The following is a 14,301-nucleotide window of genomic DNA, read 5'->3' as shown; positions in this document are numbered from 1 at the left end:
AAGTCAAGAGTAACTGTATGTTGACGTGATCCCGGCGGGATGGTCTAGATGTAGTTGCTTTTCGGTTCATCGAGTCGGGCGACGGCCCGGCGCGGCGCTAAGAGGGAAACCGGTGGAATGCCGGTGCTGCCCCCGCAACTGTAAGCGGCGAGTGAAGGCCCACTGAGCCACTGGGAGACCCCGGGAAGGCGCGGCCGGAACCACGACCCGCCAAGCCAGGAGACCTGCCGGAAGCCTGACTGAATAACCACGAACGGAGGGTTCGGGGCGTATCTGGACTGCGGCAGGCGAGCGGCCTGCCCGGCGACGCGTCCCTTCCCTGACAGCTGAGGACGCAAGAGCATGATCACCGTCTACTCGAAACCCGCCTGCGTGCAGTGCACCGCCACCACCCGTGCGCTCGACGCCAAGGGTCTGGACTACAACGTGATCGACCTCACCGAGGACGACGCGGCCATGTCGCTGGTCACCGAGCTCGGCTACCGCCAGGCCCCCGTGGTCACCTTCGGCGAGGACCACTGGTCGGGCTTCCGCCCGGACCTGATCGCCCGCCTCGCCAACTGAGGTCTGCAGGATCGGCAAAAAGGGATCGGCCATGTCGGGGCTCGTCTATTTCTCCTCTGCCAGCGGCAATACCGCGCGCTTCGTCGCCAGCCTCGGCCGGGCGGCGCTGCGCATCCCGGTTTCGCCCAAGGAGCTGACGCCCGAGCCCGGCAACCCCTTCGTGCTGGTCTGCCCGACCTACGCCGACGGCGAGGGGCGCGGCGCGGTGCCGAAACAGGTGATCCGCTTTCTCAACGACCCGTCCCGCCGCGCGCTGCTGCGCGGCGTGATCGCCGGCGGCAACCGCAACTTCGGCGAGACCTTCGCCCTTGCGGGCCGCGTCATCGCGCAAAAATGCAACGTCCCCCTGCTCTACTCGTTTGAGCTGGCGGGAACGACCAAGGATTTCGCCCGCGTCAACGACGGGCTCGACGCTTTCTGGGGGACCCCATGCTTGACCGCCTGAACGAGACGCTGGACTACCACGCGCTCAACGCCATGCTGAACCTCTACGATGCGGACGGCAACATCCGCTTCGAGGCCGACCGGATGGCGGCGCGGCAGTACTTCCTGCAGCACGTGAACCAGAACACCGTGTTCTTCCACTCGCTGACGGAAAAGCTTGGCTACCTCGTCGATGAGGGCTACTACGAGGCCGAGGTGCTCGCCCAGTATGAGCAGAGCTTCCTGCAGAAGATCTGGGACGCGGCATTTGCCAAGAAGTTCCGCTTCCCGACCTTCCTCGGCGCGTTCAAGTATTACACCTCCTACACCCTGAAGACCCGCGACGGGAAACGCTTCCTCGAACGCTACGAGGACCGCGTGGTCATGGTCGCCCTAGCGCTGGCGCGCGGCGACGAGGGGCTGGCGATGTCCTTCATGGAAGAGATCCTCTCGGGCCGCTTCCAGCCTGCTACGCCGACCTTCCTCAACGCGGGCAAGAAGAGCCGGGGCGAGCTGATCTCCTGCTTCCTGCTGCGCATCGAAGACAACATGGAAAGCATCGGACGGGCGATCAACTCGTCGCTGCAGCTCTCCAAGCGTGGCGGCGGCGTCGCCCTGATGCTGACCAACATCCGCGAGGCCGGCGCGCCGATCAAGGGCATCGAGAACCAGTCCTCGGGCGTCATCCCGGTGATGAAGCTGCTCGAAGACAGCTTCAGCTACGCCAACCAGCTGGGGGCCCGTCAGGGCGCGGGCGCTGTCTATCTGAACGCCCACCACCCCGACATCCTGAAATTCCTCGACACCAAGCGCGAGAACGCCGACGAGAAGATCCGCATCAAGACCCTCAGCCTTGGCGTGGTGATCCCCGACGTGACCTTCGAACTCGCCAAGCGCAACGAGCCGATGTACCTCTTCTCGCCGCATGACGTGCAGAAGGTCTACGGCGTGCCCTTCTCCGAGATCTCGGTCACCGAGAAATACGAGGAGATGGTCGAGGACAAGCGCATCCGCAAGACCAAGATCAACGCCCGCGCCTTCTTCCAGACGCTGGCCGAGATCCAGTTCGAGAGCGGCTATCCCTACATCATGTTCGAGGACACGGTGAACCAGATGAACCCGGTGGACGGGCGCATCACCATGTCGAACCTCTGCTCGGAGATCCTGCAGGTGGCCGAGGCGTCGGAGTTCAACGACGACCTGAGCTACTCCAAGCTGGGCACCGACATTTCCTGCAACCTCGGCTCGCTCAACATCGCCAAGACGATGGACGGCCCGGACTTCGGCGCCTCGATCGAGACCGCGATCCGCGCGCTGACCGCCGTGTCGGAAATGTCGGCGATCGACAGCGTGCCCTCGATCCGCCGCGGCAACGACGAGAGCCGCGCCATCGGCCTTGGCCAGATGAACCTGCATGGCTACCTCGCCCGCGAGCACGTGCACTACGGCTCGGACGAGGGCGTCGAGTTCACCTCGGTCTACTTCGCCGCCGTGGCCTATCACGCGCTGCGCGCCTCCTGCGCCATGGCGCGGGAAAAAGGCATGACCTTCAAGGGCTTCGAGAAGTCGAAATACGCCGACGGCAGCTTCTTCGAGAAATACGTCACCCGTGACTGGCTGCCGCAGAGCGAAACCGTCACCAAGCTCTTTGACGGCATCAGCCTGCCCACCCGCGCCGACTGGGAGCAGCTGAAGGCCGACGTGATGGCGCACGGGCTCTACAACCGGAACCTGCAGGCAGTGCCGCCGACCGGTTCGATCAGCTACATCAACAACTCGACCTCCTCGATCCACCCGATCGTGTCGAAGATCGAGATCCGCAAGGAAGGCAAGATCGGCCGCGTCTACTACCCGGCGGCCTTCATGAACAACGAGAACCTCGAGTACTACCGCGATGCCTACGAGATCGGTCCGGAAAAGCTCATCGACACCTATGCCGCGGCCACCGAGCACGTCGACCAGGGCCTGTCGCTGACGCTGTTCTTCCCCGCCGAAGCCACCACGCGGGACATCAACCGCGCGCAGATCTACGCGTGGAAGAAGGGGATCAAGACGATCTACTACGTGCGCCTGCGCCAGACCGCGCTGGAAGGCACCGAGGTGCAGGGCTGCGTGTCCTGCACGCTCTGAGGGGATGACGCGGGGGCTCCGCCCCCGCACCCCCGGAGTATTTTTCGAAAGATGAAAGGGGCGCGGCCGCGCGCTTCGCAAGGGATGAGGGCCGTGGGCCCGAAAAAGGGATGATCCGATGAAGGACACCGTCACCTCCCCCGCCGTTCCGCGGGCGATCAACTGGAACCGGCTGCAGGACGAGAAAGACCTCGAGGTCTGGAACCGGCTGACCGTCAACTTCTGGCTGCCCGAGAAGGTGCCGCTGTCGAACGACGTGCAGAGCTGGGCGACGCTGACAGACGCCGAGAAGCAGCTCACCATCCGTGTCTTCACCGGCCTCACGCTGCTCGACACGATCCAGAACTCTGTGGGCGCGCCGGCGATGATGCCCGATGCGCAGACCCCGCACGAGGAGTCGGTGCTGACCAACATCGCCTTCATGGAAGCGGTGCATGCGCGCAGCTACAGCTCGATCTTCTCGACGCTCTGCTCGACGCGCGAGGTCGACGAGGCCTTCCGCTGGTCGGACGAGAACCCGCACCTGCAGGCCAAGGCCCGCGCCGTGCTGGAGACCTATGCCGCCGGCGCCGACCCGCTGAAGCGCAAGATCGCCTCGGTGTTCCTCGAGAGCTTCCTGTTCTACTCGGGCTTCTACCTGCCGATGTACTGGTCGAGCCGCGCCAAGCTGACCAACACCGCCGACCTGATCCGCCTGATCATCCGCGACGAGGCGGTGCACGGCTATTACATCGGCTACAAGTTCCAGCGCGCGCTCGAGCGCGAGAGCGAGGAACGCAAGGCCGAGCTGAAGGATTACGCCTTCTCGCTGCTGTTCGAGCTCTATGACATCGAGGCGCGCTACACCGAAGAGCTCTACGACGGTATCGGATTGAGCGAAGAGGTGAAGGCATTCCTCCACTATAACGCGAACAAGGCTCTGCAGAACCTTGGTTTCGAGGCGCTTTTCCCGCCGGAAGCGGCCGAGGTGAACCCGGCGATCATGGCCGCTCTGAGCCCCGACAGCGAGAACCACGACTTCTTCTCGGGCTCCGGCTCGAGCTACGTGATCGGCAAGGCCGTCGCGACCGAGGACGAAGACTGGGATTTCTGATCCCGTCCCGAAACTGCGAAACCGCGGACGGTGTCACCGCCCGCGGTTTTTTCGTGTCCAGCGCACGCCCCTTGAGGTCATGCAAAGCATGAAGCGCCGCCAGCAGGTTGCGGGCGGCGCTTGATTTTCTCTTTTTGCTAGAACAGCTTTCAGAAGGTCTTGGTCAGGCCGAAGTAGTAGGCCCGCCCGGGTTCGTTGTAGGTGTTGGCCCCGTCGCCCGACCGCAGGATTTCCTTGTTGAAGAGGTTGGTCACCCCTGCCTTCAGGTCAAAGCCGTTGTCGAACTGGTAGGTCATCGCGAGATTGACCAGCGTGTAGGGATCGCGGTCCTCGGTGTCATCGACCGAGTAGCCGGAATGGGCGCTGTACTCGGTGGCCTCGGTCGGCCCGTAATGGGTGAGCGATGGAATGAGGCTGAACTTGTCGTTCACGTCCCAGGTCACCGAAGCGTTGATCGTGTAGTCGGGCACAAGCGAAAGCGGCACTTCGATGTCGAGGTCGTCATAGGTTTCGCCGTCGGAGTTGGTGCCGCCCTTGATTTTCAGCTTCTGCGAGGACTCGATCATGTAGGTGCCGTTCACCGTCAGTGACAGACGCTCGCCAAGCGGCATGGCAAAACTGCCCTCGAGTCCCTCGACCGTCGATTCCGGGACATTCTGCCACTGGTAGAGTCGTGCGGTGTTGCTCCCGACGGACGTGGTTCCGACCTGCTCGGTGCCGGCCTGAATCTTGTCGCGGTAGTCGTTGTGGAAATAGGTCAGGGTCGCGTTGATGCCGTTCAGGCCGGAGTAGGCCACGCCGATCTCGGTGTTGATCGAGGTTTCCGGGTCGAGGTCATCGTTGCCGAGTACATAGCAGGGACCGTCGCCGACATAGGGATACGGGCAGCCGTTGCCGCGGGTGACATAGACGTAGCGGCCGGACTGCTGGTAGAGCGTCGGTGCCTTGAAGGCCTTGGCGATGCCGCCCTTCACCGTCCACTCCGAGGTCAGATCATAGGAGGCGTTGAGCCCGCCAGACATGGTCATGCCGAAGGTGTCCGCCCAATCGACGCGCACCGAGGGGGTGAGTGTCAGCCGGTCGGTCCACTCGATGTTGTCTTCGAGATAGAGACCGAGCGTGAGCTGCTCGGTGATGTCATCTCCGTCGGTCGTGTCGATCGAGCCATCGTTGCTGGTGATCGAGGAGAAGGAGCTGTAGTCGCTGAGGTCGAGCTTTTCATAGCGCAGCTCTGTACCCAGCGTGAGCGCCGAGGGACGACCGAGGAAGCTGCGGTCGAGATAGGCCTCCGACTTACCGGAGATCGCCTGCAGAAGCGCGGTGTCCCATTCGTCGGTCGAGTTGATCGTCCCCTCGCTGCCGCCTGCTGGGCCCTCGGAGAGACGCGTGTTGTCGCTGCGCTCGTACTGGAGGTAGCTCATCGTCTCACCCCAACCGTAGCTGCCATTGTGGGTGATCGCGAAGGTGCCCCGCTTGATGACATTGGTTTCTTCGCCATCGTCCGAAAGCTGAGTGACCAGCGAGTCGGGATCGTCGGTCAGCCGGCTGCCGAGCTGGGTGTCGCCGGCGTAAAGGTTGCCCTGCCGCGACCAGCCGAGCTCGAAATCGAACCGGTTCCGGTCGCTGGGTTCCCACCGCAGCGCAAGGGTCGCGTCCTTGTTGACCACGCCTTCGCTGCCCGCATCCCGGCTGCAGCTCACCTCACCGGTGTCCTCGTCGGTCTCGCAGGTCTCGACTTCGCCGTTGACCTCCGGGTCGTCCGCGTCGGTCTTGTTGTAGCTGCCCGAGAAGCGCAGCGAGAAGTCCTCGTTGAGCCGCTTGGCCCACAGCAGGTTGTAGCGCTGCGTCCTGCCTTCGAGGCTGCTTTCGGGGACGTCGAAGAAGGTGCCGATCTGTAGCAGGTCTTCGTCCGGGGCCTTGGTGATGATGTTCACCACGCCGCCTGCAGCGCCCGAGCCGTAACGCGCCGCCGCCGGGCCGCGGATGACCTCGATGCGCTCGACCATCTCGGCGGGCACCCAGTTGGTGTCGCCGCGGGTGTCGCGCTCACCGGAACGGCCCATCTTGACCGAGGTCCGCGACAGCACCGGCTTGCCGTCGATCAGGATCAGAACGTTCTCCGGCCCCATGCCCCGGATGTCGACCTGGCGCTGGTTGCCGCGCTGGCCCGAGGGCGAGGTGCCGCTGAGGTTCACACCGGGCATCTTGCGAATGATCTCGGCCACGTCGTTGACCACTGGCTGCTTTTCGAGATCTTCGGCGGTGATGGTCGAGGTGCCGAGTGCTTGCTTGATCTGCTCCTCGGCGGTCAGCACGATGGTACCAAGCTCGTAGCCGGCGTCGTCGCCAAGGGTGAAGTCCTGCGCCAGCGCCGGGGTCAGCGGGGCTGCGGACAAAAGAAATACGGCTGTACCGGAGGCGAGCCGTGCACGTGCGGATGCCATGAGCGATCCTCTCTGCGCATTGAGGGTTTCACGATGTATGGAGAGTCGCTGGCGGAAGCTGGCGAGGCGGAGGAGAACCATTTCGGCCCGCCTTCCACAATAATCCAGACAAATTCACTCAGTTAATTGTCGTATTTCTGCAACAAGAAGTCGCCAATCTGAGGAGGTCTCCGACCACAGCCGTGGAGGACGCCGAGCATCGCAGGCGTGGCATTGCCGCGGGCTGTCCGCGACGGCTCTGGCTGAATCGAAGGTGTCGGCCCGCCGCAACCTGATGGCAAAATGCAACCTGAAGGCAAAGTGCAAGCGAGGACGCCGCGCTTCTGCGCGCAGCGTCTGCCCGCCCGCCGAACCGCCAGAGAAGGGCGGCGACGCGCCCCTCTGGCCCCAGCCCGCGAGCCAAGCAGGGCAATCGCGACGGTTCGGAGGTTCTCAGACAGGGCCGTCCGAACGGGCCCCCGCATTCCGCCTGCGCTGACGCCAATACGCGCCTTTCCTCCCGGCACGGGAAAGACGCGCTGCCCCGGCGTTCAGGCCAGTTCAACCTCGTCGCGGGCCAGCACCTCGCCTGCCAGCTTCGCAACGGCCAGCGCCGTGCGGTCGGCGTAGCGCCGCGCGACGAAGGAGATGCCGAGTGGCATGCCGTTCGGCCCGGTCAACCCCGGCACCGAGACCACCGGCACCTGCAGCAGCGTCCACATGGAGTTCATTGCCGCGTCACCGGTTCGTTCCAGCCCCACCGGTGCTTCGCCGCAGGCCGAGGGCGTCATGATCGCATCGAAGCCGCCCATGATCTCGTCGAAGGCGGCGCGGCAGCGGTCGGCCAAGGTGTAGGCGTGTCGTGCGTCCTCCGGGGTGATCCCGCGCGCGTTGCCGACAATCGCGATGTACTCGTCGTGTATGCCCGGAGTATTGCGCACCTCGTTGAGGAAGGAGGACCGCCCCTCGCGGGCGAGGATCACCGAATGCGCCTCGGCGATGCCAGCATAGAGCGACGGCAGTTCAACCTCGATCACCTCGGCCCCGGCAAGCCGCAGGGCATCTGCGGCCTCTTCAAGAGCCCGGCGCATCGGCGGCTCGGTGCGATCCCACATGGGCGTGCGGCACAGGCCGATGCGGAGGCCTTCGAGCCTCGCCGGCTGCGGCGCCGGGTCGAGGTCGAAGACATCGCAGAGCAGGCCGAGGTCATCGGCGCTGCGGGCGTAGAGCCCGAGCGTGTCGCAGGTCATCGAGTACTGCTTCAGCCCCTCGCGGCTGATCACGCCCCATGTCGGCTTCATCCCCCAGATGCCGTTGAACGAGGCCGGGCGGATGGTCGAGCCGCCGGTCTGCGTGCCGAGCCCGATTGCCGCCATGCCGCAGGCCACCGCCGCCGCCGAGCCCGAGGACGAGCCACCCGGGGTGCGCGTCGGATCGATCGGGTTGCGGGTCTTGCCGCCGCGATTGGTCGAGGCGAATTCTGTGGTCACCGTCTTGCCCATGATCATCGCGCCTGCCGCGCGCAGCGTGTCGACGCAGGCCGCATCCACACCGGGCCGGCTGCCCTGGTAGCGGGCGGTATTGTGCTCGGTCGGCATGTCCCGGGTCGCAATCACGTCCTTGACCGCCACGGTCACCCCCGCCAGCGGCCCGCGCACGGGTGCCGCGTCGAGCGCCTCTGCCTGCGCTTTGAGCAGCTCCGGATCGAAGTGGGAAAAGGCCGCGACCTTCGGCTCCCAATGCGCCACGCGCTGAAGGGTGGTCGCGGCCACCTCGGCGGCGCTGCGCCGTCCGGTGGCCAGATCGGCGGCAATCGCCCGCGCGGTCATGGGATCAGTGGCATCAGGCTCGTTGGTAAGGGTCATGGCAGCTCCTTTCATATCCCGCGCCGGGGCGCATGCCCCTGACCGTGCCACAAAAGCAGAAACCCTGCGCCGAGGCAGGCGAGGTTTCTTCAGGCCCGCTGCCAAATTTTCTCACTAGGTTTTTCGGGCGCCTGCACTCGATCCTGAACGCACCGGAACAGGCCCGCGAGGGACGATCCCGGCCAAGGAGCCCGCGGCAAACAGCGGGCCGCACCCATCGTCCGCAGGAGAGACCCATGACCAAATCCGACCTCCCCGCCGCCAAGCGCGCGAAGAGCCCGCGCGGCCTCTCGCGCCGCGGCCTGCTCAAATCCGGCGCCGCCGCAGCCGCCGCCAGCGCCTTCCCGGCGCCGATGCTCTGGGCGCAGAACATCAAGGATGTCACCATCACCCACCTCGGGCAGTCCTATTCGACCATTCCCGAGATCGAGGCCAAGGCGAACGAGGATCTCGGCTTCACCGTCGACATGCAGACCGCGCCTGACCCCACCACCCATGTAAACCGGCTGCTGACCCAGCCGAAGTCGGTGCATGTCACCGACATGCCCAATACCAACCTCAAGTATTTCACCGGGCGCGGCGTGCTGATGCCGGTCAACGTGTCCGAGTACAAATACTGGGACCAGACGCTGACGCTGTTCACCCAAGGCACCTATCCCGACGGCACCGAGGCCTCGAAACAGGGCATGGCGCCGATCAAGGCGCAATACTGGGCCGATGAGAATGCGCAGGAGTACTCGCTCACCCCGACCGACTACCTCGTCGGCGTGCCGCTCTACTACAACGCCGACACGCTGGGCATCCGCCCCGACCTGATCGGCCGTCCGATCGAGAGCTGGGCCGAGCTGCTGAACCCCGAATTCTCGGGCCGCGTGGCACTGCAGGACGGCGTGTCGATCGGTGTTGCCGACGCCGCCATGGCGCTCGAGGCGATGGGCGAAATCACCTATGGCGACAAGGGCAACATGACCCGCGAGGAGATCGACAAGACCATCGACGTGCTGACCGCACTGAAGCGCGAGGGCCACTTCCGCAGCTTCTGGACCAACTTCGACCAGTCGGTGCAGCTGATGGCCTCGGGCGAGGTGCTGCTGCAGTCCATGTGGTCTCCCGCGGTGACCGAGGTCCGTACCCGCGGTATCGACTGCACCTACAAGGGCATGAAGGAAGGCTACCGTGGCTGGTACATCATGATGTCGGCGATGAACCACCTCGAGGGCCTCGAGCGCGACTGCGCCATCGAATACATGAACTGGATGAACTCGGGCTGGGCCGGCGCCTTCATCTCGCGCCAGGGCTTCTACAATTCGGTCCCCGAGAACGTGAAGCCGTTCATGACCGAGAACGAGTGGGGCTATTGGTACGAGGGCCAGCCCGCCACCGAAGACATCCTCAACCCCTATGGCAAGGTCATGGAGAAAGCCGGCGTGTCGCGTGACGGCGGCTCCATCTGGGAGCGCATGGGCAACATCGGCATCTGGAACACGGTGATGGACGAGGACCGCTACCTCGTGCGCCGCTGGCAGGACTTCATCGCCGCCTGATCCGCGATCATGGTCCCGGCCGCGCGACCCGGCCGGGGCACCCTTCCCAGACCTTCCCCGACGAAACGGAATGCCATGCTTTCCAGCCAAACCTCCCCTTCGCGCGTCACGATCCCGCCGAAACTTGCCTCGGTGCTGCAGGTCACGCCGATGGCGCTTGTCTTCCTGGCGCTGGTCATCGTGCCGCTCGGGCTGATCTTCGTGGTCAGCTTCCTCGATTACAACTTCGCACAGGTCTTCCCCGAGCTCTACCTCGAGACCTGGGTCGACGTACTGACCTCGGATCTGACGCTGGCGCTCTACCTCAAGACCTTCAAGTTCCTGATCATCGTCTGGGCGATCACCGCGCCGCTGGGGTTTGCCATCGCCTATTTCCTCGCGTTCCACCTGCGCAGCAATTGGTTGCGCACGCTTCTGGTCACTGCCATCGCCATCCCCTTCTGGACATCCGGGCCGATCCGCATGGTCAGCTGGGTGCCGCTGCTGGGCCGCGAGGGCGTGGTCAACCAGGCGCTTCTTGGCGCCGGGGTGATCGACGAACCGCTCGGCTGGCTGATGTATTCCGAGTTCGCCGTGCTGGTCGCCTACGTGCAGATGCTGACCATGCCGATGATCGCCACGGCGCTCAATTCCATGGCCAAGATCCCGCCCTCGGTGATCCAGGCCGCCCAGGACGCCGGTGCCTCGGAATGGCAGATCGTGCGCGACATCATCTTCCCGCTGGTGCGCCCCGGCCTTGCCATCGGCACGATCATCGTGACCACGGCGATCATGGGCGATGTGGTGATGGTTAAGTTCATGGGCGGCAGCCAGGTCAACACCGTGGGCATGTCGATCATCACCGATCTCAACGCCTTCATGTACCCGCCCGCCGCCGCCAAATCGATCCTGCTGCTGGTCGTGGTGCTGAGCATCGTCGTCTCGCTGCTGCGCTTCGCCGACATCCGCAAGGAACTGAGGAACTGACCCCCATGTCTTCCTACACCAGGACCTCCCGCAAGCGCCCCCTCTCCTTCTACCTGCTCGCAGGGCTGACGACGCTCTTCCTGATCTACGTCTACGCGCCCATGGCCTGCCTTTACATCCTCAGCTTCCAGGGCCCCGAGGGCGGCATGTCCTTCCCCATGGTGGGCTGGTCCACCCATTGGTTCCAAACGCTGTTCTCCGGCGAGGGACAGGGCCTCGGCGACGTGCCGAGCGCCTTCCAGCGCTCGATCAGACTGGCCGCCTGCACCGCGGTGCTGACGCTGGTGATCTCGGTCACCGCCGGGCTCGCCTACCGCCGCAAGTTCCCCGGCTCGGGCGCGGTGTTCTACGCCGCCATCGCCTCGATGGTGCTGCCCGGCATCTTCGTCGGATTCGGCATCGCGCTGATGTTCAACCTGCTCGGCTGGCAGGTGAACTGGTTCACCTCGGGCATCGGCGCGCAGCTGACATGGACGTTGCCCTTCGGCCTGCTGATCATGTTCATCGTGCTCGGCCGCTTCCGCAGCTCCTACGAAGAGGCCGCCGTCGACCTCGGTGCCTCCGCCAGCCAGCGTTTCCGCTGGGTGATCCTGCCGATAATCCTGCCCGGCGTCATCGGCATCGCCATGGCCGGGCTCACCTCGTCCTACGAGGAAACCGCGCGCACCTCGCTCAACGTGGGCATGGGCAACACCATGCCGATGGAGGTGATGGGCCTGCTCAACGCCGCCTCGACGCCGGTGCTTTTCGCCATCGGCACGCTGACCACGCTCATCTCCTTCTCCCTGATCATCCTTTCGCTTGTCGTGGTCTCCCAGCTCGCCAAGCGCCGCAGCATGAGGACCAATGCATGACCCTCGCCCTCAAGACCGAGACACCGCCGCCCGCTCCCGCCAAGCCGCGCCAGGTCACCCAGAGCCACCGCTTCGACGCCGAGCTCGTCGCCGTGACCAAGCGCTACGGACCGGGTGCGCCCGCGGTGGACAATATCTCGCTACGGATCCCGCGCGGATCCTACTGCTGCCTGCTCGGCCCCTCGGGCTGCGGCAAGTCCACCACGCTGCGGATGCTGGCCGGGCACGAGGAAGTCAGCGACGGCGCCATCCTGATCCACGATCAGGAAATCACCCATGCGCCGCCGGTGGCGCGCGGCACCTCGATGATGTTTCAGGACTACGCGCTCTTTCCGCACCTCAGCGCCCTCGACAACGTCGCCTTCTCGCTCAAGGTGCAGGGCGTCTCGCGCGCGGAGCGCCGGGCAAAGGCCAAGGAATACCTTGAGCTCGTGCAGATGGATCACCTCGCCGAGCGCCTGCCGAGCCAGATGTCCGGCGGCCAGCAGCAGCGGGTGGCATTGGCGCGGTCGCTGATCACCCGGCCCAAGGTGCTGCTGCTCGACGAGCCGCTCTCGGCGCTCGACCCCTTCCTGCGCATCCGCATGCGCGCCGAGCTGAAGCGCATCCAGAAGGAACTGGGGATTTCCTTCATCCACGTCACCCACAGCCAGGACGAGGCACTGGCACTGGCCGACCTGGTGGTGGTGATGAACAACGCGGTGATCATGCAGGCGGGCGCGGCGCGCGAGGTCTACGAGACACCGAGCAACGCCTTCGTCGCGCGCTTCCTCGGCGGGCACAATGTGGTGCAGCGCGCGGGCGGCGGCGAGGCCTCGGTGCGGGCCGACCAATGCGTGATCGGCGCGCGCCCCGGGCTGCGGAGCCTTCCGGGTACGGTGTCGATGATCGAGTACCAGGGCACTGCCGTGCGGGTCAGCGTCACCGGCACGGATGACGAGGAGCTGACCGCGCTGATGCCGACAAGCGCGTTCTTCAACGATGCGCTTGAGCTTGGGCAATCTGTGATGCTGTCTTGGGATCCGGCGGACGAGCATCCACTGGCGTGAGGCTCGTCTGACGTCCAGGGTGTCCGGAGGCGCGCAGGTCCATTTGGGACAGGCCTGCGCGCCCCCGGATCTTTTCCCGGAAACGCAACCAGTCCTCAGATCGCGTGCACCAGCCCGTTCGAGCGGACCTTTTCGAGGATCCAGTCCTTGAAGCGCTGGATGCTCTCCTTGTTCGTCGACTTCCAGGGCGATTGCAGGAAGTAGGGCGAGCGGATCGGATAGGGCTCACTCACCCGCACGAGACGCCCCTTCTGCAGCGCATCCTCGATCAGCAGCGAGCGGCCTAGGATCACCCCGACCCCGGCGCAGGCCGCCTCGATGGAGGTACCTGCCTGGTTGAAGCGCGCGCCATGGCTGAGATCGCTGCGGCTGATGCCGTATTCGGCGAGGTAGCGCGCCCAGTCCGGGTAGGTGCTGTCGAGCCCGTCGTTGGCCCGGTCCACGTGCAGCAGCGGCGCATTCTTGAGGATCTCGCGCGGATCGTTGCCGAAGCGCGCGGCCACGGCGGGGGCGCAGACCGGCACGACCTCTTCCTCGACCAGCGGCTCGACCTGGCATTCCATCTGGCTCTGCCAGTTGAGGATGCGGATATCCATCTCCTGCTCCTCTGCCTCCTTGCGCGACAGGAAGGTCCGAATGTTCAGGTCGATGTCCGGCGCGCGCAGGGTGAAGTCGTAGAGCCGGGGCATCAGGAAGAACGAGGCGACGGAGGTGGACGCCGCAACGTTGAGGCGCCGTCGTTCGTCGTAATCCGAGCCCTCCAATGCTGCGATTGCCTCGTTGATCAGATCGAGCGCGCGGCCGATCTGATGCACGTTGTTGCGCGCCTCGGTGGTCAGCTCGATCCGCGAGTTCTTGCGGATGAAGAGGCGCACCTGCAGGAATTCCTCAAGCTGCCGGATCTGGTGGCTCACGGCCGTGGGCGTGACGCAGAGCTCGTCGGCGGCCTTGGCCACCGACTGGTTGCGGGCCGTCGCCTCGAAAGCGCGGATGGCATTCAGCGGGACACGTTTTCTCATGGTCTTCACCTCTCTGTCACCTCCCCGACATGATCGGAGCGCGCGCCCGGGGCGGCGATCAAGAAAGAACTGAGCTGCCGGCATCCGGCGAGGGCTGCAACTGATCGAATGATGAAAATACGGACAAATGAACCGACCTTTGTCCGTACTTTTTGGGGAGTTCTGTCGAGCGAATTCCTTGCGTTTTCTGAAGATGAGCTGCGAGTCGCGTCGCGGTAGGCGCTTAATTTTCTGACCAAACAGTTAAATTTCTGAAGAAAACTCCGGTATTCCTCAAGGTCACGCAGTGTCGTCCGCTGGATGGAGGGCTCTCAAAAGTCCGAACATCAACTTCCCAAAGTGCCATGCAAGGAGGATGCACGGACGGGCCG

Annotated in this window: 11 protein-coding genes and 1 riboswitch; of the genes, 8 read left to right on the top strand and 3 right to left on the bottom strand. The window is 64.6% G+C overall.

From position 1 onward, the window contains the following. The first annotated feature begins 45 nt into the window (after positions 1-45). A riboswitch (cobalamin riboswitch) is annotated at positions 46-246 on the top strand. A gap of 96 nt (positions 247-342) precedes the next feature. The 4 genes from nrdH (at position 343) to nrdF (ending at position 4,210) form a co-directional block, all read left to right on the top strand. Continuing rightward, positions 343-564: a glutaredoxin-like protein NrdH gene (gene nrdH, locus BM397_RS07125; protein WP_092420396.1), complete on the top strand. Its 222-nt coding sequence runs from the start codon at positions 343-345 to the stop codon at positions 562-564. A gap of 31 nt (positions 565-595) precedes the next feature. Next, entirely contained in the window at positions 596-1,009 is a 414-nt protein-coding gene (gene nrdI, locus BM397_RS07120; RefSeq protein ID WP_092420392.1) for a class Ib ribonucleoside-diphosphate reductase assembly flavoprotein NrdI, read from the top strand. Beyond that, positions 994-3,117, top strand: coding sequence for a class 1b ribonucleoside-diphosphate reductase subunit alpha (gene nrdE, locus BM397_RS07115; protein ID WP_092420388.1), 2,124 nt, complete (start codon positions 994-996; stop codon positions 3,115-3,117). Before nrdI ends, nrdE begins: the two co-directional genes overlap by 16 nt. A 118-nt stretch (positions 3,118-3,235) precedes the next feature. Further along, positions 3,236-4,210 (top strand): class 1b ribonucleoside-diphosphate reductase subunit beta, encoded by a 975-nt coding sequence (nrdF, locus tag BM397_RS07110; protein WP_092420385.1) that lies wholly within the window; start codon positions 3,236-3,238, stop codon positions 4,208-4,210. 149 nt (positions 4,211-4,359) lie between these two features. Here the strand turns inward: nrdF and BM397_RS07105 are convergent, their stop codons facing one another. Together BM397_RS07105 and BM397_RS07100 are read right to left on the bottom strand one after the other, a co-directional pair. Continuing rightward, positions 4,360-6,654, bottom strand: coding sequence for a FepA family TonB-dependent siderophore receptor (locus BM397_RS07105; RefSeq protein ID WP_092420382.1), 2,295 nt, complete (start codon positions 6,652-6,654; stop codon positions 4,360-4,362). A 530-nt stretch (positions 6,655-7,184) separates the two neighbouring features. Then, the gene (locus tag BM397_RS07100) at positions 7,185-8,498 is read right to left on the bottom strand and encodes an amidase (RefSeq protein WP_218124843.1); all 1,314 of its coding nucleotides are present in this window, start codon (positions 8,496-8,498) and stop codon (positions 7,185-7,187) included. A 236-nt stretch (positions 8,499-8,734) separates the two neighbouring features. Here BM397_RS07100 and BM397_RS07095 point away from each other — a divergent pair, with 236 nt between their 5' ends. From BM397_RS07095 to BM397_RS07080, 4 genes are all read left to right on the top strand, one after another. Then, the gene (locus BM397_RS07095; protein WP_092420379.1) at positions 8,735-10,042 is read left to right on the top strand and encodes an ABC transporter substrate-binding protein; all 1,308 of its coding nucleotides are present in this window, start codon (positions 8,735-8,737) and stop codon (positions 10,040-10,042) included. Between the two features lie 75 nt (positions 10,043-10,117). Beyond that, positions 10,118-11,008 carry an ABC transporter permease gene (locus BM397_RS07090; RefSeq protein WP_092420376.1) on the top strand — a complete coding sequence of 297 codons (891 nt, stop codon included), beginning with the start codon at positions 10,118-10,120 and terminating at the stop codon, positions 11,006-11,008. A gap of 5 nt (positions 11,009-11,013) precedes the next feature. Beyond that, on the top strand, positions 11,014-11,862 hold the full coding sequence (locus BM397_RS07085) for an ABC transporter permease (RefSeq protein ID WP_092420373.1): 849 nt from the start codon (positions 11,014-11,016) through the stop codon (positions 11,860-11,862). Continuing rightward, positions 11,859-12,911: an ABC transporter ATP-binding protein gene (locus tag BM397_RS07080; RefSeq protein ID WP_092420370.1), complete on the top strand. Its 1,053-nt coding sequence runs from the start codon at positions 11,859-11,861 to the stop codon at positions 12,909-12,911. Before BM397_RS07085 ends, BM397_RS07080 begins: the two co-directional genes overlap by 4 nt. A 95-nt stretch (positions 12,912-13,006) precedes the next feature. Here the strand turns inward: BM397_RS07080 and BM397_RS07075 are convergent, their stop codons facing one another. After that, positions 13,007-13,930: a LysR substrate-binding domain-containing protein gene (locus tag BM397_RS07075; RefSeq protein ID WP_176806486.1), complete on the bottom strand. Its 924-nt coding sequence runs from the start codon at positions 13,928-13,930 to the stop codon at positions 13,007-13,009. Between the last annotated feature and the right edge of the window lie 371 nt (positions 13,931-14,301).

The sequence above is a fragment of the Alloyangia pacifica genome (assembly GCF_900116195.1).
Classification (GTDB): Bacteria; Pseudomonadota; Alphaproteobacteria; order Rhodobacterales; family Rhodobacteraceae; genus Salipiger; species Salipiger pacificus.
This window is presented reverse-complemented; position numbering and strand designations above follow the sequence as displayed.